The sequence below is a fragment of the Vibrio sp. OPT41 genome (genome assembly GCF_015163595.1).
Taxonomy (GTDB): Bacteria; Pseudomonadota; Gammaproteobacteria; order Enterobacterales; family Vibrionaceae; genus Vibrio; species Vibrio alginolyticus.
This window is the reverse complement of sequence record NZ_JADDYH010000015.1, coordinates 51,336-71,647: the sequence shown is the minus strand read 5'-3', so window position 1 is coordinate 71,647 and position 20,312 is coordinate 51,336. Positions and strand designations below refer to the sequence as shown.

General features: G+C 43.5%; 19 protein-coding genes. 6 read left to right on the top strand and 13 right to left on the bottom strand.

Translation table 11 applies throughout. The annotated features are described in order from the left end of the window. Nucleotides 1–236: 236 nt before the first annotated feature. Together IQP38_RS08060 and IQP38_RS08055 are read left to right on the top strand one after the other, a co-directional pair. The gene (locus IQP38_RS08060; RefSeq protein WP_017633897.1) at nucleotides 237–644 is read left to right on the top strand and encodes a hypothetical protein; all 408 of its coding nucleotides are present in this window, start codon (nucleotides 237–239) and stop codon (nucleotides 642–644) included. Beyond that, nucleotides 641–1,375, top strand: a complete 735-nt coding sequence (locus IQP38_RS08055) for a rhomboid family intramembrane serine protease (RefSeq protein ID WP_054576351.1) — start codon at nucleotides 641–643, stop codon at nucleotides 1,373–1,375. The genes IQP38_RS08060 and IQP38_RS08055 overlap by 4 nt, the downstream gene beginning before the upstream one ends. A gap of 998 nt (nucleotides 1,376–2,373) precedes the next feature. Here IQP38_RS08055 and IQP38_RS08050 read toward each other — a convergent pair. The 7 genes from IQP38_RS08050 to IQP38_RS08020 all read right to left on the bottom strand — a co-directional run bounded on the left by IQP38_RS08050 (nucleotide 2,374) and on the right by IQP38_RS08020 (nucleotide 7,386). Next, nucleotides 2,374–2,628: a hypothetical protein gene (locus IQP38_RS08050; protein ID WP_017056224.1), complete on the bottom strand. Its 255-nt coding sequence runs from the start codon at nucleotides 2,626–2,628 to the stop codon at nucleotides 2,374–2,376. A gap of 16 nt (nucleotides 2,629–2,644) precedes the next feature. Then, nucleotides 2,645–2,845: a conjugal transfer protein TrbL gene (locus IQP38_RS08045; RefSeq protein ID WP_140114816.1), complete on the bottom strand. Its 201-nt coding sequence runs from the start codon at nucleotides 2,843–2,845 to the stop codon at nucleotides 2,645–2,647. A 52-nt stretch (nucleotides 2,846–2,897) separates the two neighbouring features. Beyond that, the gene (trbL, locus tag IQP38_RS08040; RefSeq protein WP_193837478.1) at nucleotides 2,898–4,187 is read right to left on the bottom strand and encodes a P-type conjugative transfer protein TrbL; all 1,290 of its coding nucleotides are present in this window, start codon (nucleotides 4,185–4,187) and stop codon (nucleotides 2,898–2,900) included. A gap of 2 nt (nucleotides 4,188–4,189) precedes the next feature. Further along, a complete protein-coding gene (locus IQP38_RS08035) occupies nucleotides 4,190–4,387 on the bottom strand; it encodes a hypothetical protein (protein WP_193837477.1) in 198 nt (65 codons plus the stop codon). Nucleotides 4,388–4,389: 2 nt separating this feature from the next. Next, a complete protein-coding gene (gene trbJ, locus IQP38_RS08030) occupies nucleotides 4,390–5,166 on the bottom strand; it encodes a P-type conjugative transfer protein TrbJ (RefSeq protein WP_104974445.1) in 777 nt (258 codons plus the stop codon). A gap of 969 nt (nucleotides 5,167–6,135) precedes the next feature. Further along, nucleotides 6,136–7,149 carry a replication protein RepA gene (locus IQP38_RS08025; RefSeq protein WP_193837476.1) on the bottom strand — a complete coding sequence of 338 codons (1,014 nt, stop codon included), beginning with the start codon at nucleotides 7,147–7,149 and terminating at the stop codon, nucleotides 6,136–6,138. 12 nt (nucleotides 7,150–7,161) lie between these two features. After that, nucleotides 7,162–7,386: a helix-turn-helix transcriptional regulator gene (locus IQP38_RS08020; protein WP_017633904.1), complete on the bottom strand. Its 225-nt coding sequence runs from the start codon at nucleotides 7,384–7,386 to the stop codon at nucleotides 7,162–7,164. A gap of 218 nt (nucleotides 7,387–7,604) precedes the next feature. Between IQP38_RS08020 and IQP38_RS08015 the strand changes: the two genes are divergently transcribed. From IQP38_RS08015 to IQP38_RS08005, 3 genes are all read left to right on the top strand, one after another. Further along, nucleotides 7,605–8,960: a hypothetical protein gene (locus tag IQP38_RS08015; RefSeq protein ID WP_193837475.1), complete on the top strand. Its 1,356-nt coding sequence runs from the start codon at nucleotides 7,605–7,607 to the stop codon at nucleotides 8,958–8,960. Nucleotides 8,961–9,241: 281 nt separating this feature from the next. Then, nucleotides 9,242–10,129: a sce7726 family protein gene (locus IQP38_RS08010; protein ID WP_104974448.1), complete on the top strand. Its 888-nt coding sequence runs from the start codon at nucleotides 9,242–9,244 to the stop codon at nucleotides 10,127–10,129. Continuing rightward, nucleotides 10,092–11,024: a sce7725 family protein gene (locus tag IQP38_RS08005; RefSeq protein WP_228010020.1), complete on the top strand. Its 933-nt coding sequence runs from the start codon at nucleotides 10,092–10,094 to the stop codon at nucleotides 11,022–11,024. The genes IQP38_RS08010 and IQP38_RS08005 overlap by 38 nt, the downstream gene beginning before the upstream one ends. A 76-nt stretch (nucleotides 11,025–11,100) precedes the next feature. On the opposite strand, the gene IQP38_RS08000 is transcribed toward IQP38_RS08005, so the two are convergent. The 3 genes from IQP38_RS08000 to guaB form a co-directional block, all read right to left on the bottom strand. Further along, a complete protein-coding gene (locus tag IQP38_RS08000; protein WP_104974450.1) occupies nucleotides 11,101–12,300 on the bottom strand; it encodes a tyrosine-type recombinase/integrase in 1,200 nt (399 codons plus the stop codon). Nucleotides 12,301–12,607: 307 nt separating this feature from the next. Further along, nucleotides 12,608–14,161, bottom strand: coding sequence for a glutamine-hydrolyzing GMP synthase (gene guaA, locus IQP38_RS07995; RefSeq protein WP_005383721.1), 1,554 nt, complete (start codon nucleotides 14,159–14,161; stop codon nucleotides 12,608–12,610). A gap of 99 nt (nucleotides 14,162–14,260) precedes the next feature. Continuing rightward, on the bottom strand, nucleotides 14,261–15,727 hold the full coding sequence (gene guaB, locus IQP38_RS07990) for an IMP dehydrogenase (protein ID WP_017633908.1): 1,467 nt from the start codon (nucleotides 15,725–15,727) through the stop codon (nucleotides 14,261–14,263). A gap of 231 nt (nucleotides 15,728–15,958) precedes the next feature. Here guaB and xseA point away from each other — a divergent pair, with 231 nt between their 5' ends. Continuing rightward, nucleotides 15,959–17,290, top strand: a complete 1,332-nt coding sequence (gene xseA / locus IQP38_RS07985; protein WP_017633909.1) for an exodeoxyribonuclease VII large subunit — start codon at nucleotides 15,959–15,961, stop codon at nucleotides 17,288–17,290. Between the two features lie 13 nt (nucleotides 17,291–17,303). Here the strand turns inward: xseA and IQP38_RS07980 are convergent, their stop codons facing one another. The 3 genes from IQP38_RS07980 to der all read right to left on the bottom strand — a co-directional run bounded on the left by IQP38_RS07980 (nucleotide 17,304) and on the right by der (nucleotide 20,269). After that, nucleotides 17,304–17,528: a zinc ribbon domain-containing protein gene (locus tag IQP38_RS07980; RefSeq protein WP_005381691.1), complete on the bottom strand. Its 225-nt coding sequence runs from the start codon at nucleotides 17,526–17,528 to the stop codon at nucleotides 17,304–17,306. Between the two features lie 309 nt (nucleotides 17,529–17,837). Next, a complete protein-coding gene (locus tag IQP38_RS07975; RefSeq protein ID WP_054576954.1) occupies nucleotides 17,838–18,713 on the bottom strand; it encodes a hypothetical protein in 876 nt (291 codons plus the stop codon). A gap of 59 nt (nucleotides 18,714–18,772) precedes the next feature. After that, the gene (der, locus tag IQP38_RS07970; protein ID WP_017820569.1) at nucleotides 18,773–20,269 is read right to left on the bottom strand and encodes a ribosome biogenesis GTPase Der; all 1,497 of its coding nucleotides are present in this window, start codon (nucleotides 20,267–20,269) and stop codon (nucleotides 18,773–18,775) included. Between the last annotated feature and the right edge of the window lie 43 nt (nucleotides 20,270–20,312).

Below are 20,312 nucleotides of genomic sequence, written 5' to 3'. Positions count from 1 at the left end.
TCGCCATGGAATACGGACAATCGCAGTATAGAAAGCGTTAGCTGCAATCAGTATATAACGAGTATTATCGAAAATAATGTCTATGGGTTTAATCGGCACATAACAAGGCCTTAAAGTCGGATTCGTAACAGTTGGCTCGATTCCGCTTCGCTTCACATTATAGCCAACAATTACTCACCGTTTAAGGCTGCGTTAAGCGCTTACCAGAGATCACATAAACATAACTAGGAGTAATGATGAACAAAGAACAGGCTAAAAAACACATTGAAGAGAATCTGAATGACGGGGACTCGCTAATAGGTTTTTTTCAGGCTGTAAGCCCACCAAATATTTGGCTATTCTTACTGATTGGCCCTCTTTTCATTCTAAGCATGAGAACATACTTCTTAGCTGTTACTGAGAAAGGTGTATCTTTCCACAAATTGAGCTTGTTAGGTAAATTTAAGGAGCATGATTTTTTTGACTTTGGTGACATTGAAAGCGTAAAAATAGGAAAAGGGCTATTACAAAGGCCTATGAAATTCACATTCAAAAACAACCGAAAGATTAAAGTAAAAGCACAATTAAAGGGAGTAGAAAAGGTCGCAAAATTGTTGCCGGAAGTTCAAGAACATATTGAGAGCAATATACCTTTAGTCCAATGATTATATTTCTTATCGCAGTTGTGACTTATGTCGGCTTATTGATTTTCATAAAGCCTGCTCCGAGTAGTTTGAAGGCTGTTCCAATTACCTATAGTGAAAACTTTAAATTTGTTTGGGCTTCTATATGTTCAGGGGTTGTAATTCTTTTTATATTTCTTCTGACAACAAACTTTGGTTTCATTTCCGTAGATGAGAGCCTGTATCGAACGTTCGCACTGAGTAATGACATTGATCAGTTTTTAAAGTGGCCGTTACAGTCAGTATCGCACTTATTTATCCATGGTAACCTGATTCATCTCACTGCAAATGTTATTGGCTTAGGTCTAGCATCTGCTTATGAACGCAGGGTTGGAGCCAAGAGGTATTTGGCAGTACTTCTTGTGAGCGGCTTGGCATCTATACCATCTATACTATTCTATTCGGAAAATATTCTAGTCTGCGGGATATCGGGTGGTGTTTTCGGACTGGCAGCTGCTTATTTTACAGATGAAGAGGAATTAACCACCAAGGAGTGGCTTTTAGCGATTTCACTGTTCCTGGTTTTGGCAATAGTGCTTGCCCTAGATTCAGAGTTCAAAGGTGGTTCTAATAAAGCGTTAGATATGAAAATTGATCACATTGGCCATTTTTTGGGAGCATTAGGCGCAATTTTGTATTGCCGCTTAAAGCCACTGCGCTTAACAAGGGCAAGCACCGGAAAAATAAAAGCTCCGGCTTCACCTCCACTTTAATTTTCCGGTGTTGCCGGCGTTAGGTAGCTTGAGAATAGAATCTTGTTCAAAGTTAGAAGAGCTGAACTACATTGGAAACATGAATGAATCTGACTTAAAAACAACGCTCTCTGTTTATAACGAAATGGATTCGGCGAAGCTCACAGAGGAAGAATTGGTTTTTATAAAAGAACTCGATAAACGCCTTCAAAACTACAATCTAGAGACTGATTTATTGCTCATATACGAAAAGTTGAAAGTAGAACAAAAGAAGTGAAGTAACAAGAAGCATAATACAAGAGGTGGTTTTAACCACCTTTTCTTCGCATGGTATTAGAGAAGGAAATATAAACGCTAGATAAGAGGTAGATGGTAGCCCTATGAACAAGCTACCAATTCTGGCATTTGTCGGAAGGTCCACAAAAAGAAATAAGCCTATAGCGTACAAAAAAAATGTTACGCTAATCAATATATTATCTATTTCCATTTCTATTTGTTTCCAGAACAAAAAAACTATTAAAAATGGTAAAAAAATGAGTTCCATTTATATCTCCCCCTTCATATAAAAGATTATTGTATCACTATTTAATTACTAATTTAGTAAAATCGCTGGCAAGCCATTATCCAACTTTTAGTTAGCTGGTGAAGGTCGGTCATGGGGGTGATGATAATTTTCCAAAGCTTCTCAGATTGAACTTTTATCCATGGTACTTTCAAGCTAGAAAGTGTCAAAATATGAGTTATTGGTCATAAACAACTCGTTGGAGTATGCACCCACATGCTTAACAATATTATCTCTGCAAACTCTGCTTTATTGTGTTGTGTTTTTTCGCCCACTTTCTCAACCTCTGGAAGTGGGCTTTTTCATTTTCCCATACCTCAAGTTATTCATGTTTTACTAATGTTCAAATTTCCGAAACTCATTTGTGTCCAAAAACGAGTTACAGCTTCACTATAATCGGTTTGATGTATGTAAAAATACGGGCCGGTGCACCATCACTGGCCCGTGTGCTTTCTTATTACTTGCGTCGGCCAAACGACCAGCGTCTCGTTTTGTCAATTTGATCGACCGACCTTATCATGTTCTTGTAAACATGCCCTGCCAACCTATGTTGGAATACCTCCATTTTGTTGGTAATGGCTTTCATTTTCGTGCCATATCCGGTGTTGTGCAGCCACTGTCCTAAAAAATAGAAGGCCAGCATCACAATGAACATCACTGCAAAGAAGCCAAATACTTCCGCAAGGTTTTGGGGGGGAAAGTTAAACTCCATAATCAGTAATCCTTATCTAGTTAGGCCATACGGCCTTTTTAACAAAGTTGGCAACCTCTTCATTACGTTCCTGCTGTTGTTCCTGGGAATACGAAACGTAGTCCTCAACGTCGAAGGTGTGCTTTTCTGGATCGCGCTCTTGCCACTCAGCATGTGCTTGGCGTACTTCTTCCTGGTCCTCACTGGACAGGCCATCAAAGCCTTCGTTTTGATTCATCCACCCAGTTACACCGCCTAATTTATCGTTGTCAAATGCAGGAGAAGCGCCGTCAGTCACCCTCCTTATCATCTTCCTCGTCCCCTTTCATATTATTTCGTACTGAGCTGGCTAAACGACCTCCAGCGGTTTGGCTTATACGCTCCCCGGCCATATCTCCCACTCCCTTAATCAAATTAGCGCCAGTATCCGCTGCAACGCGGCCCGCTTTTGCAACACTATCCTTAAAGCCGCCAGAGGATTCGCCATTACTAGAAGATTGGTCGGAAGCATGGGAGAAGGAGCCAGCCTCGTCAGAGTCACCTCTACCGCTAAATGCACTGCTAAGGCTCGACATAACGTCAGTATTGTTCGCTACGTTCTCACCTGCTTTTGTAAATGCAGCCTGAATAGCAGACGCACCGCCGGCGGTAGCCATTGCTGTACTAGCAGCCATACCACCAGTGGCAACAGCCGCTCCAGCCACCGCCCCAGCACTTATGCTGCCAGCACCCGCCGCCGCGCCACCTCCGGGAACTAGGCTAGCAACCACATTGGGAACAGAGTGAATAAGCATTACGAGAACCAGTGAAACGACAAAGATCACCAGCAGTTCACGCATAGGAGCATCATTGGATAGCTCAGCATAAAAACCGTCCATTATCGACATGGCGATGCCAATGAGCAAAGTCATTGTCATCAACTTCAAAGCGACACCCAATACGCTTTTGAAGTAGTTGATTGCTATATCTGAAGTCCAACGCGAACCACCAAACCCCAGCACGAAAACACCGGCATATATCAATATCCAAGCAGTTACCAAGGCCAACAACACATTAGCCGCCACAACCGCCATACATGCCAAAATTGCTAGCGTGATTAAGAAAAGAGACAAGTTATCTATAGGGCTTGTGATGCTGTAATACTCACCTGCTTTAACAATAATGTCGAAAGCAATGCTGATAGGCTCTGAGGGGGTTAGGTCTCTCGGAAGGCCACCGGCTTGAGCACCGATCGTTCTCAACGAGTCGATGATTGACGTCGCAAAGTCTGGGCCGTTTCTGAGTAACCAGAGGAAGAAACCAAACGTCAGGATAAAGCGCATAAACTCGGCAAAGAACTCCCTTATATCCGCTTGTTTAAGGATCAAAGTACCGCCAGTCCAAACAAGAGATATAGTACCCAGCGTCCAAAACAGCCACACGGCATGGTTTGTAATTACCGTGCTCCAAGTAGCACTAGCGGTCATGAAGCGCACGGCTACCTCATCCAAGACACCATTAGGCTCAATGGCCGCCGACGCAGTCTGCGAGGTCAGTAACACAGCTAGTAGCATCACAAGTCGAATGAATATCTTGCTCATAATTAGAACCCCTTATTCTTGGAGCGATCCGTGCGTTCGCCCATATCCCAAAGACAGTTCCCTTCTTCCCTCAGCTCTTTCGTCAGGTTCGGGTTATTACAGTTGATCGTTGTAGGCTTTGGCCCTCCATCCTCACCACACCCTACCAGAACGAAAGATGCCAGCACGCTGACGATAAAAACTCGAATGATATTCTGCATGATTAGAACCCCCTATTTTTTGAACGGTCGGTAGGCTCTCCCATATCAAATAACCTTTCACGGGACGCTTGATATTGAGCTTCGCGGTCGGCTTCCGCCTGCATTCGAGAACCAACAGCATTCTGCTGAGCAATTAACAAACTACGGATTTGAAGGAGTTGGTTGACCTGGTTACTAGCAAGCTGGTTGGCATAGCCAATAGCCGCTAACTGACCATCTGCTCCCTGAGCTGCTGACTGTAATCGGTGCAGCTGACGAGCGTCAGCCTGCAAGTTTTTATGCTGTAGCTTCAAGCCTTCAAAGAGAGCATCGTTGGCTGTTTTTTGGGATTCGGACGCCAAGCGACGGTTTTCTTCCATCTTCGCTTGTTCTGCAGGCGTACAACCTCCAGATCCATTGAAGCAAGGTGAACTGCGGTAGTAGGCCACATCCTGGAATTTGCTTAGGTAAGCATCAAGGCTACCAAGCTGGTTTTGATAATAAGCAAGCGTATTGGTGGCATGAGTTAAATCATCAATCGTCGATTGTGCCTGGTCCCAAATATAAGCCACTGGGGCCATAGTGTTTTGCAGCTGGTTTTCATACTGCTGCAACTGAGTTTGGTACTGTTGGATCTGCTTGGCTGTTTGAGTGACAGACTCCATTGCTGACATAATATTTTGTGTCAGGTTCGTTCCATCAACAACCGGAATCCCAGCTACTACCGGTATGGGAGAGATAAATGCTAATGAAATAGCGGCCGTAGTTATTTTAGCCGCTAAAATACGTACGTTGTTCATAATTGAGTGCCCTTAGTATTGTCGTGACTAAGTTGCACCCACCAACCTGTATCGGCCCAAAACCTATAGATATGAGCCTTTACCCCTACTGAAAATCAGCGGTGAATGTGGACCTCTACAAAGATAGGTTGTCACTTTCTATCCTGGCGTCCGACCTGCGCGACACCTTAAAAACGCGCGGCCTCAGATCTTTGAAACATAGGTGTCATTCCCCTTAAAGCTGGTTAGGAGTTCCAAGGGTTAAAGTCGATAATTAGAGACCTCGTAGAGCAGGATACCGTTGAGCCCGAAGGTGCGAATAAAGGACGAGTGAAATAGGAACCATCAACTTGTTGGTGGGCCTACTTCACCTATCTTGCCCGCACCTCAGCACTGTTTATCCATGTTTTGCTATCTGCATATTTCTGCAAAGACGATGAATCTTGTCTGTATTTATATGTATATGTCAGAAAGTCTTGGAAGGTTACTCAAATGTTCTACAGTCCACTCGCCCCGCCCCTCAAATGTCAATAGATGTTGAAACGCCAAGAAGGTGAAACATTAAAACAGCTATTTTTCAATAACTTAAAAATCCACCAATGCCGTTCAAATCCATTCTATTGACAGTTTCAGACATGTATAAATCAGCTTAACAGTTCGGTATTTTATAGACTGTATTATTCCAATTTCGATACTCAAACTGCTCAGTCTTTACCAAATTATCCACTGTATTTTTCTCTTAACTACAGGTTAATTTTTTATATAGGTAAACCTACAGGAAAGTACTATAGGAGGTTCCACAACCATCTGTTATTAAAAAACTTTTTGGCCTTTCTCGGGACAGAACATGCGCACTCCGGGACAAAACATGCGTAAACCGGGACAAAACATGCGCAAAACTCCCCCTTTAAAGCGGGACAAAACATGCGTGGATAACTTTCTAATTTCCCAGACTTACTAATACCTAAAACGATGGTGTATACAGTTCCATTACGCTTCAATATCCCGTTCAATCTGTCGTTTTGTCCGTCGAGGTACTTGAGGAGCACTTGGCTTCAAAAGTAATCCTTTTTCGGTTGGAGTAGCATCTAGTTCTGGCCATGCCTGTTGTACCTTTTTAAGTCCATCATTGAACCGTCGTTTAAAGTCTTTGACATTGGCGTAATTCGCTCCCAATTGCCCCATCAAACCTAACCAAGGGATAATTGTGGCTCGCTTTAAATAACTCACCCGATAAGTCGCCCAGCAATATATATCTACGGCCATCGGAGAACGCTTAATTAACCGCAGAACTCTCATATCCAAAGGGACAGGTTTATCTGTAATAAGTTGAAAAAACTTAGGCGATAGTTCCACCCAAGATTCCCCTAATGAATCTTGATCGGATTGCTTTGTACTCCACCAAATATGGGAAATATCAGCGACCCTGGCTCCTGTTTCATCTTCACAAATATATCCACTATCATCATTTAGTTCTGTATAACTGACACTGATCGTAGTTTTGAACAACCGCCGCATTTGGTCCCTAAAGGAGTCTATTGGCCCATTTTCTCCCCCACTTGAACGCACCCCTAGTTTTTTCATAAAACCTCTTTGAGAATCTCCCAGTTCAAGCTTGCGTGCTTCCTGTTCAGTGATAAAGCCATTGTCCAGTTTTGACTTATTTCTCACTGCTTGTGTACTTACCCAAACCAAGAGATAGCGTGCATAACAACCAAAAGGCAAACCTACAGATGATGGTGCCATCATGTGGATGGTGAAATTACCATTCTTCCGGCTCCACTCATTCGATTTTGGATTACTGTGCGGCATGGTTGCTTGAATCAGAAGTCGAGCAATAAATCCGAGTTCATTGGCCTCCTGAGCACTGCATTCTTGAATCTCTATGATGGAGTCTACGTAGCTCGATCTCACCTCAACTTTTGTTTTACGGCGCACTACTGGGACATTTTTTTTATTGTTTGATACAAGGAACTCTGTATCCATAAAATCTTCAAACGACATATTGATTGCTGACTACCAAAAAAAGCCCGGTCTAGCTGCTTTGAATGCAGACCTGCGTTTTTCTTCTATCCAGTTTTCAACCTCTGCAAGATCCCACGCTACACTGCGGCTAGTAAGTACTATTCGTCGAGGAAACTCTCCCCGTTGCTCCATGTTGTAAATAGTCCGATCAGACAAAGGAATCATCTTAAGTAGTGTCTTGCGGTTAATCAGGGTTTTATGTGCCAGATCCTGCATGTCTTTGCCTCCTCTTAGTTGCTGAGACCTGACTATGCCAATATTTGTTAGACACTGGATTGGACGTTTTGGCGAATTAGGTTGAATCTTCAAACTATTTTCAAATGAATAGAAGACAACCACCAAAAATGCCACTAGTTGCTAATAGACTCATTGCTTAACCAGTAGTAACATTATCCAGTATTGTGTTGAGGGATGTGGTAAATGGGATGTGGTAAATGGAATATGCTGAAATCGAAAAGGAAGCAAGTGATCGCTTAGACGCATACTATATCTCTGTCTGGGAGGATTGTGACGCCTTTGTTGCCGATGGCATACGAGAGTTTAGGGAGCGCTGGGCACACTACACAGTACATTCAAAAAGAAAAGACCCTAGAAGCCATTTAAAGGGGAGTAAAGCTCACCACAAACTAGAAACCGATAAGCGCCCTATTGGAGAGCTCATCTTAGAAGTTATCGATCCTAAGGTGTCAGCGTTCCTTCGATCTCTTCCTATGAGTCATTTTTGTTACTTTCCAAACCCCTACCTGAATATTGACCGTTCACCCTTGCCACGTTCAAAAAACAAGTCGACTTTGACAGAAAAGGCTGATCGTATCGTATCTATTAAATATGCATCAAAATTAAAAGAAGATACCCCGATAACCAATCTAATTATGATGATGGGGTTCAAAAATGCTCATGACGTGATCAAACAGCGCTTGAGACACTTTATGAACCTTGAACATCAATATCGGCCTATAGATTTTAAGTTTCAAGGAACTGTAGACAATCTGCTCGAGCTTTTATGGCAACTTCACCTTACGCCCACACGATTTCGGCAACATAGCGCAGATACAAAACTCAATGCGCAACGAAAACAAACCTACTGCGAGCTGTGTGGCCAAAGAAATGAACTCGCAGAATATTTCTATAAGTTAGATAACAATATACTAGACCCTAAGGATGAAGTAGAAGGCCACAACGAACAACACCAGGATAATAAGAAAAAAAGGCAACTTAGCCACCGGTATTGCCCTCATCATAAACCGAAGAATAAAGATGGTCGCACTTGGAACTCCGTATATAGGAGTGCTATGAAATCAAAGAGCCAATTTGAGAAAGAATATCGACGATTACGGCTTCACGTTTTCAAAGTCGAAAAGCTTAAAGATGTTTCAGGAGATGAACTAGTTGATCTTTATTTCTATCACTTCCTCCAGGATAAGTCCTTAACGCAAAAGCAAGCTGACGTATTTTTCCATTATATCAGGGATAATTTCGAGTACCCGATAGAGCTAAAAGGCGAGACAGAAAGGCTCATTAATGAAGCGGCTGTGCGCTTGACTGGAGCTGGTACAACTCTTGGAGCAGATGACGAAGGAGCTTTGCGTAATATAGCCCGAAGAATGGTCGATTCAAGACTTACTGACAATAAGAAAAGAATGCTCGCTCTGAGAAAGCAAGGCCTTAATCAGAAAGAAATTGCTCAAAAGCTAACTAAACTTGGTGGTAAAAAAATAACTCACCAAGCGGTGTCTAAAGCTTTGGGAACAATTCGTGACGAGTTTCTCTTACCCAGCACCCAAAGCTAACAGAATTTTAGCGGCTAAAATTTGATTTAGAAAGACTAAATTCATGGAGATAAATAAAAGCAGAACATAGCTCAAACGGAAACCAAAACTAGTCTTAATATATAACAGCTTCTCTTTTGGATAGTGCATTCATGAGCGTACTATCCACTTCTCTAGATCGTATCAAACTAACGTTGTCAGGTTGAGTTCGCATTGCCTTTACTCTAGAATCATCGCCTTTCTAAGACTATTATATGCAATAGATTAAAGAGTATTTAAGTAACTCCGCATCGGATATAACCATGAATTACAAGCAACTAGCAAAAATGTTTACCAGCACAAACATAACTAAAGTTGCTCAAGGAGATCTGAGCCTTGTGCAAGATATCGCTAGTGACTTCCCTACACTATCCCATGTGCAAAGTCTTTCTGAATTGTTTGAAGAAGCGTACAAACTCCTTTGTAAGCACTACCCGAATGAATATGTTATCAAAAATATTATTGCTAATAATATTTTGCTAGGAACTCATTCAATGAACACCGCAAGCATGCTCAGTGAATTGCGTATTGGCACCAACAAAGCGGACTGTGTGATCATAAATGGATCTTCTACGTGCTACGAAATAAAAACTAAATTTGATTCCTTAAAGCGTCTTCCTGAGCAGTTGTCAGCTTACACTTCCTCCTTTGATAAAACATACGTTGTTACTCACGAAGCGCATTTAAATGCCTTACTCAAAATTCAAAAGGATATTCCTCGCTTTGGTGTTTTGTTATCAAACAAGAGAAATCAGTTGAGTAAGAAAATAGAAGCCCCTTTAAACAAGAGTTTTGATACGGAATTGATGTTTCATACTTTGAGGAAAGAAGAGTACACCGACATTGCACACAGAGTCACAGGAGCTGTTCCGAATTGCCCGCAAACCGAGTTATTTAGCGAGTGTAAAGAAATTTTTTGTTCGTTGAATGAAGCTGAAGCTAATAAACATTTCAAGCGAGTGCTTAAAACATACCGTCGAAATGATCACAAATTCATCAGCAACCTACCAAAATCGATGAAAAATCTTGGCATAAGCTACAGCATTCACAAAAAAGGTAAGGACAACATCATATCATCTCTACTTGAATGCAATCAGTTTAATAGTGAGGATTATGATGTATTTTCCATATATGAGAGGAAAGCAGTTTGAGTTAGCGGCACTGAAAGAAGTAGCTCCGAGACTTAATTCAACTAAAGTTAGCCCTATAATTGAGCCAATTAACGACAACATCGATCGCCTCTGTGCAACGATTGAAGTACTAAACAATCATAATGTTGTACCTCATGTTATCGTAAACCCTCAAGTAGGTGATTTAGCGAGTGACTCTCCGGATTTTCTAAACGTTGAATTATCTAAACGTACCGTATCTTTTATTCCATGCATAAGGCTACATAATCAAAACATCATATACGTCAACACCTTACTACAACAATTAATCAACGATAGTGTTCCATTCTCCCTGTACCTACAAGAAGATATACAATCAAATATCACTCCCTATACAAGCAATTCTGTTGCAAATATTATCCAGAACTTAAATAGATACTCTCACTCTTTCAGAAACTCATTACCACGTAGCGTAATTGTTGATAGCTCTTTCCCATCCAAACCAAGAAATGCTGACTACAGTCGAGCACCGCAGTTTTTCTCAGACGCCCATGTATCGTACGTAACCCCAATGATCCAACATCAGATCGGGTTTGGAGATTTCTTAACAATTGACGATGCTTGGTCCACATCTGGAGGGCCTGCTTTTGTTATTGCACTTCATATTACGTATATAGAACAATCAAATAGTAATATGTACGTTAAACATAGCCTATCGACCAAAAACCCGAATGATCAAAGTGACCCTGCCGGTAAGTTCAAGGAGGCTCTGCAGGAAATGATTGATTTTGCTAATGTCACGCCTAGCCTTGATCAAAACACACTTGGGTTTCAAGAGTATATTAAAATTCACGTAAACGGGACGTATCACGCCTTAGGTGTACCTAAGAAGTTAAGTATGATGCACCATATTGAGACCATTAATAACTACCTTTAACTTAATTTCGTTAAATACAGTAAAAGTCCCCTTGAAGAGACTTTTAATGAGTGGGGTTCAACTCCCCACTCTAATTTTACTTAGCGTGACAAGTTATCCACTCATCAATCATGTCAGCCCAATCCTGCAACATAGCCGCGCGCTGTTCTCGGTACTCGGCTTTGTTGTATACCGCTCTCACTCCCTTTTGTTCATGTGCCAAGCACTTCTCTATCCAGTCAGTGTTGTATCCAGCTTCATGTAGCAAAGTGCTCGCTGTTCGACGCAGGTCATGCGGCCCAAACTTACTTAGTGACTGACCTTCCTTTTGCGCAGCCTTATATGTCAAATCCATGACTCGGTTCATCGTCGCACTACTCATTGGAGCATCAGAGTCATAACGGGAAGGAAGAATGTAATCAGACCCACCGGCAAATGTCTTCAAGGCGATCAGAATATCCATCGCCTGGCGTGACAAAAATACCAAGTGCGGGTTACGTCGTTTCATCCTCTCTTTAGGAATCGTCCATAACGCTTCGCTAAAGTTAATTTCGCTCCAAGTTGCGTTGGTTAACTCACTTTTGCGTACCATAGTCAGCAACAGCAGCTTTACCGAAGCACGAATCGAAGGGGTTGTACCTACCTTTTCCATGTAGTGGTACATCAAACCGATCTCAGCCGGTGTTAACGTTCGGTCTCTTGGTTCAAATCGAGCAATACTGGCGGGCCTCACCAAGTCTGCCGGGTTCTCAACTTTCTGCCCTCTCTCAATCGCCCATCGATACACCTGGAGTACAATGTCACGCGTATGCACAGCTGTTGCCGGTGCTCCACGCTCTACTATCGCGTCAGTCAATGCTCGCAGATCTTCATGAGTGATTTCTGTCAGCTTCTGATTGCCAAATTTACCCTCTAACTCTCGGGCATAGACTGAGCGACGCATATCCCGGGTAGAATCAGCCATCTGATAGCCACGCAGCCATTTCTGAGCCCAGGCACCAAAGGTTTCAGCATCTTTGGTTCTCGCCTTAGCACGGGCTTTCTCTTTGGCCGGTGACTTTCCATCAGTAACCATTCTCTTCGCTTCATTGAGACGCTCACGCGCTTCTGCTAACGTGATGCCTCCTACTCCGTAGCGACCAAAGGTAATAGTTTCTTGCCTGCCATTGATCGAGTAATTGTAGCGAAAAGAGATAGAGCCTGCGGTAGTGACAGCAACATAGAGGCCATCACGGTCATTGACTTTGTAAAGTTTATCTTTGGGTTTGAGATTGCGTAGCTTGGTATCAGTCAGCATGTTTCGACCTATTATTCTTGTTTGATACCATGCTGAAAAACCTCTAAAAATCTAGAAATTAATCTTTATAAAACAGATAGATATGAAAATTTAATACCATGCCCCATCAAAAACACTCAGCATGGTATCGTGCGTAATCCATGGCATTACCGATGAATCATACCCATCAAAATACCACGGTCAAACCGTGCTTGGCGTTGCCAGACATTGCCAAAAATGACTAAGCCAAAAACAAAAAAAGTCCGCAATTACGCGGACTTAAGTATGATTTAGTGCTTGTTAATGCCAGACCTTTCTTAAAGGAGCATTATTCCCACTCGATAGTCGCTGGTGGCTTACCAGAAATGTCGTAAACAACACGAGAAATGCCATCAACTTCGTTGATAATACGGTTAGATACCTTACCTAGGAAGTCGTATGGTAGGTGCGCCCAGTGTGCCGTCATAAAGTCGATGGTTTCTACTGCACGCAGTGATACAACCCAATCGTATTTACGGCCATCGCCCATTACACCAACAGAACGTACTGGTAGGAATACCGTGAACGCTTGAGATACTTTGTCATATAGGTCTGCAGCGTGAAGCTCTTCAATAAAGATAGCATCAGCACGACGTAGCAAGTCACAGTACTCTTTCTTGATTTCACCAAGAACACGAACACCTAGACCAGGACCTGGGAATGGGTGGCGGTAAAGCATGTTATAAGGCAGGCCTAGCTCTAGACCAATCTTACGTACTTCATCTTTGAACAGCTCACGTAGTGGCTCAACAAGACCCATTTCCATGTCATCTGGAAGACCGCCCACGTTGTGGTGCGATTTGATCACGTGCGCTTTACCAGTCTTAGATGCAGCTGACTCGATTACATCAGGGTAAATCGTACCTTGAGCTAGCCATTTCGCGTTTTTCAGCTTCTTAGACTCTTCATCGAATACATCTACGAATACGTGACCGATAGTCTTACGCTTCTCTTCTGGGTCAGACTTACCTTCAAGTGCTTTTAGGAAGCGTTCTTCAGCGTCAACTTTGATGATGTTCAAACCAAATTGGTCGCCGAACATATCCATTACTTGTTGACCTTCGTTTAGACGAAGTAGACCGTTATCAACAAATACACACGTTAGCTTGTCGCCGATTGCACGGTGAACCAGCATCGCAACTACCGATGAATCAACACCACCAGATAGACCTAGGATAACTTCGTCGTCACCCACTTGCTCTTTAATGCGAGCAACCGCGTCTTCGATGATAGATTCCGATGTCCATAGACGCTCACAGCCACATACGCCAAGAACAAAGTTCTCAAGCATTTGTAGGCCACCTTTTGTGTGTGTCACTTCTGGGTGGAACTGAACACCGTAGTATTTCTTCTCTTCATTCGCCATCGCAGCGTAAGGACAAGTGTCTGTCTCACCAACTTTTACGAAATCGGCTGGGATCTCTACTACTTTGTCGCCATGGCTCATCCAAACGTCTTGAGTTGCTTCAAGGTCTTTAAATAGAGCACATTCACCAGAAACTTTAACCTGAGCGTAGCCAAACTCACGTTCGTTAGAGCCCGCTACTTTGCCTCCTAGCTGTTCCGCCATGGTTTGCATGCCGTAACATACGCCAAGCAAAGGAACACCAGAATCAAACACATATTGAGGCGCGCGTGGAGAGTTCTCTTCCGTTACGCTTTCTGGACCGCCAGATAGGATAATGCCATCTGGGTTGAATTCGCGAATATCCGCTTCTTCTACATCCCAGCTCCATAGTTCACAGTAAACGCCGATTTCACGTACGCGGCGTGCTACTAATTGAGTGTACTGAGAACCGAAGTCCAAGATCAGAATACGTTGGTCATGGATATTTTTAGTCATTTTGAGCAGTCTTTTTAAGGCTAAGTGATTAAAACCGAGGCGAGTGTACTCGCCTCTTCTTAATGCTTCAAGGAAAAAGCAAACGTTTCCGTTGGGTAATTAGTTCCCTAGACGGTAGTTCGGCGCTTCCTTAGTAATTTGAACATCGTGTACATGAGACTCTTGCATACCTGCACCAGAGATACGTACAAATTCAGCTTTCGTACGCATATCTTCGATAGTTGCAGAACCAGTTAGACCCATGCTTGAACGTAGACCACCCATTTGTTGGTGTACGATCTCTTTTAGACGGCCTTTGTATGCGATACGACCTTCAATGCCTTCTGGTACTAGCTTGTCCGCTGCGTTGTCAGACTGGAAGTAACGGTCAGAAGAACCTTGAGACATAGCACCAAGAGAACCCATGCCGCGGTAAGACTTGTAAGAACGGCCATTGTATAGAATCACTTCACCCGGCGCTTCTTCAGTACCAGCAAACATAGAACCAACCATCACACATGATGCGCCAGCTACGATTGCTTTACAGATATCACCTGAGAAACGGATACCACCGTCAGCAATAACCGGAATACCATAATCATTAGCCACTTCTGCCGCATCTGCGATTGCAGTGATTTGTGGAACTCCCACACCCGTTACAATACGAGTTGTACAGATAGAACCAGGGCCGATACCAACTTTCACTGCGCTTACGCCAGCTTCGATTAGTGCTTTAGCACCAGCACCTGTTGCTACGTTACCACCGATGATGTCTAGATCTGGGTAAGCAGCGCGAGTTTCGCGGATGCGGTTTAGTACACCTTCAGAATGTCCGTGTGAAGAGTCGATAAGTAGAATGTCAACGCCTGCTTCAACTAGAGCAGCAACACGCTCTTCGTTACCAGCGCCAGCACCAACGGCTGCGCCAACACGTAGGCGACCACGCTCATCTTTACATGCGTTTGGTTTACGTTCTGCTTTGTGGAAGTCTTTCGCAGTAATCATACCGGTTAGTTGGAACTCATCATTTACAACCAATACTTTCTCTACACGAGCTTCGTGCATTTTCTCTTGCACTTCTTCTCGTGTTGCACCTTCTTTAACTGCTGCCAACTTCTCTTTTGGCGTCATTACTGAAGATACTTTCTTAGAAAGGTCCGTCACAAAACGAACGTCACGACCAGTGATAATACCAACAAGCTCATTGCTCTCAGTGACAACAGGGAAACCTGCAAAACCATGCTTTTCAGTGAGTGCAACAACATCAGCGATGGTCGCGTCAGGGTTTACAGTAACCGCGTCAGTTACCATACCAGCTTCGAACTTCTTAACTTTACGAACTTCGGCTGCCTGCTGCTCAATAGACATGTTCTTGTGGATAAAGCCAATGCCACCCTCTTGCGCTAGCGCAATTGCTAGACGAGCTTCAGTAACAGTGTCCATAGACGCTGAAATCATTGGGATGTTTAGGGTGATGTTCTTAGTTAGCTGAGTGCGAAGATCAGCTGTGTTTGGGAGAACGGTGGAGTGTGCTGGCACAAGTAGTACGTCATCGAATGTCAGCGCTTCTTTGGCAATTCTTAGCATTTGCAATATCTCACAATTAGAGGAGTAAAAAGAACAATCCAATCTCATCGTTTCGCATAATGAGGGTAACCTGCGTTAGCAACTAGCTACATTTGGATTAGATATTGCGGAGGGATTATACGGTTAACGCAATCGCTTGACCACAAATTTTTTAATTTTTTTCTTGCAATTACCCCCTTGCTATGTATTATATTGCCGCTAATTTCCATACTCACGTCTAAGAGATTAGCTGTGCTCTCCAAGACCAATCAAAACATCTTTACTGTTTCTCGTCTCAACGCGGAAGTTCGTTTACTCCTTGAAAACGAAATGGGGATCGTTTGGCTCGTCGGAGAGATATCCAACTTTTCAGCTCCTGTCTCTGGTCACTGGTACCTCACTCTTAAAGACTCTCGCGCTCAAGTTAAATGTGCCATGTTTCGTGGTAACAATCGCCGCGTTACTTTCAAACCCGCTAACGGTAATCAAGTCCTAGTAAAAGCTCGTCTGTCTCTTTATGAGCCTCGCGGTGACTACCAATTGATCATCGAAAGCATGCAACCGGAAGGTGATGGCCGTCTTCAACAAGAGTTTGAAGAGCTGAAAATGAAGCTTGCAGCAGAAGGGTTGTTCGCGCAAATCAATAAGCAATCTTTGCCTGAGCACCCTAAACGTGTTGGCGTCATCACATCGAAAACTGGTGCCGCGCTTTACGATATCTTAGACGTATTGAAACGTCGTGATCCTTCCCTACCTGTTGTGATTTATCCGACAGTGGTACAAGGTGAGGACGCAGCCATTCAAATTGCACAAGCCATTGGTCGCGCTAACAGCCGTGATGAATGTGATGTACTAATTGTGGGCCGAGGTGGTGGTTCATTAGAAGACTTATGGTGCTTTAACAACGAGATATTAGCTCGCACGATTGCAGCAAGCCAAATTCCTATTATTAGCGCCGTTGGACATGAAGTTGACGTGACAATAGCTGATTTTGTCGCCGACGTACGCGCGCCTACTCCATCAGCAGCCGCTGAGCTAGTAAGCCGTGATAACAGCCACAAAGATCAAGCTTTAGTTACCCGCCAGCATAAGTTAGCGAGCGCGATGCGTTACTACCTAGCACAACAAAAGCAGCAATCTGCTCAATTAGTGCACCGTCTAGAGAGACAGCACCCAAGCTACCGCTTGCAACGTCAGACGCAACAGTTAGATGAGTTGGACATGCGCTTACAGCGAGCGATGAGTCGTTTTATTGCCTTGCGTCAACAGCGAATCGAGCGTCAACATTATCGGCTGCAATTAAATTCTCCTGTAACACGCCTTGCCGAGCAGAAGTCGAAGCTAGAACGTGTTGAGCAAAAGCTCATGGATGCAATGGATCGCAAATTACTGACTATGCGCCATCAACTCGCGATTGCCGCAGAAAAGTTGGACACCGTCAGCCCACTAGCGACATTGAAACGAGGTTACTCAATTACTCAAACTGAGCAAGGTAAAGTAATTACGCAATCTTCAGATGTAAAGTCGGGAGATGTATTGATTACCCGGTTAGCCGAAGGCGACGTTCGTTCTACCGTTAACTGAATACAAACTCTGGTTAACTGACTTTCTGGAACTCAAATCGGACACGTGATTTTGATTTGAGTTCATTACACACATTACAAAAGTAACTCGCAGCACCGCATGCTTGCAGCTTCTCCAGCTCCGCCTCACAATCAGGGCAAAAACCTACTTTTTTAAAATCCGATTCACACTGTGCACAATGGTATTGTCCTGTCCATTCCAGTTCGACATTGCAAGTCGGGCAAATGTTCTGCTGCATATCCCGTTCCTCTCTCTAAACTAAGCAATTTCGAGTAACGCATGCTACTCAAAATAACGAACAAGTATGTTGATCTTCATCACCGCCCCAACAAGTTTCACGAGGCGTTAACCATACTTGATACGTAGGATCTTATACTGATCGTCTGATATTTACTCCTTGATCAGCGATCACCCCTTAAAAGAATATTTATATAACCACACACCGAAAGCATAAGTTACATATTCTGCATTCCAATTTAAAAGAGAATAAAAAACCTTAAAGATATTTAATTAAACGAAAAATCAGAATTTAATAAAAAGATCTTATTCAAAAAGCAGTGTTTACATTGGTGTGCATTTCGATAGTTTGAGCGTCGAGCTTAACGAGTTTAACTTGGATAAAAGCAAACTCATTTAAATGGCTCGCATGCGTTCCACCACAAGGGATTACCGCTAATTGACCTTCCCCTAAATCGCACTTCCAATAGCGAGAATCCGTTAATCTGTCACCGTGGCATTCCATGGTGATCATCGCATCTCGTCGAAGCCATTCCACAAGTTGGCTATTCACTTTTTTTGCAATCGCCTGGAGGTCATTCAGCATATCTGCACTGTTTAATCCTCTTTTACGGAGTGTTTTGCCTAAACGGTACGTATCGAGGCACTTGTCTGGAGTAACATAACTCGTAACTTGTGCATATCTATTAAAGTCATAATAACCATGTGGGTCTTTGCGGTCTGCGTCTTTTCGCCAATAGTCTTCCGCTAGTACTTTATTCAACGCCAAATACGCTAAGTGTCCTGCAGTGTGGCCTCGACTCAAAGCGCGTTGGTAATCCTTATCTACCGCCAATGTCACCAAATCATCAGTAACAAGTGATTCCGTACGTGATAAAACATGCACGACGACAAACACCCAACCTTCAGCATCACGCTTTACAGGGATGTCACTACCCACATACAGAGCACCACTTTCCTGCTCCACTGCCCCAACTTGGCAATCTACTACGTCATGCTCAGCCCCATTCACCTTCAACGTTCCTTTGTCTGCAGGGTGATCCGGCCATATGTGACTAACGGGATGGAACGGCGTGACATCTGTAATAACGTAAGTCACTTCTTCCGTATATTGAACGAGCTGTATTTGTGCTTCTAATTGCCATGTTTGATGACAAAAACGAGTCTTTGTTGCTGTGATAGTCATTTTTACGATTACTTTTGATAAAAAAATACCCAAGTAGAAACTTGGGTATTCGAATTTCATTATTTATTGCGGTTTTTCACCATCGACATCATACGCTTACGTTTACGCTCTTGTGATAGCGTAAGCTTATTCGTACGGTTCTCGTATGGGTTATCACTGTTGTGGAAGTTAATGCGAATCGGTGTTCCCATAATTTCCAGAGACTTACGGAAGTAGTTCATCAGATAACGTTTATACGAATCTGGCAATTCACGAACCATGTTACCGTGGATAACAACGATCGGTGGGTTGTAACCACCTGCGTGTGCGTATTTGAGTTTGATACGACGACCACGAACCATTGGCGGTTGGTGATCATCCACAGCCATCTTCATGATACGCGTCAGTACTGACGTACCCACACGCGTTGTCGCCGAGTTATATGCTTCTTGGATAGATTCAAACAAGTGACCAACGCCAGTACCGTGCAGCGCAGAGATAAAGTGGATACGCGCGAAGTCGACGAATCCTAGACGGCGGTCCAGTTCTTTCTTCACGCTTTCTTTCACGTCACTGTCTAGACCATCCCACTTGTTAACGGCGATGACAATTGAGCGGCCAGCATTCAGTGCAAAACCAAGCAAGCTTAGGTCTTGGTCTGAAATATTTTCACGAGCATCAATCACCAGTAGAACGACGTTTGCATCTTCTACCGCTTTCAACGTCTTAACAACAGAGAACTTTTCAACCGTTTCATTGATACGACCACGACGACGAACACCTGCGGTGTCAATTAGTACGTATTCGCGTCCATCACGCTCCATCGGGATGTAGATAGAATCGCGCGTTGTACCAGGCATATCGTATACAACCACACGTTCTTCACCCAGAATACGGTTAGTCAGTGTCGATTTGCCTACGTTAGGACGACCGATGATCGCCAACTTAATCGGCTGCTCTTGAAGGCGTTTGAATTCAGCTTCTGCGTCTTCTTCAGTGTAATCTTCAACAAGAGGCTCTTCGTCTTCGAATCCAGTCAGGTCTTCAATCTCACCTTCTTCAGATTCACTTGTTAGTAGATCATCAAAGAATGGAGATAAAGCACGCTCAAGCAAAGCGGTCACACCACGGCCATGAGCAGCCGCAATCTGGTACATATCATCCACGCCGAGCTGCCAAAAATCAGCACACGCCGCATCGGCATCAATACCATCGATTTTGTTTACTACCAGCATCGCTGGCTTTTCAATTTTACGCAGATGCGCAGCAATTGCTTCATCTGAAGGTGTCAGACCAGCACGACCGTCAACAAGGAACAATACAACATCAGCCTCATCAATCGCGGCTAATGACTGTTCTGCCATCTTTGTTTCCACGCCTTCTTCTGTGCCATCGATACCACCAGTATCAATCACAATGAATTCGTGCTCTTCACCAAGTCTCGCCTGGCCATATTTACGGTCTCGCGTTAGGCCTGGAAAGTCCGCAACCAACGCGTCACGAGTGCGAGTCAATCGGTTAAATAGTGTAGATTTACCTACGTTCGGACGCCCTACTAGAGCTACAACAGGTACCATAACAACCTCTACAATAATCTTTCTTCTGTAGTTATAGGTAACG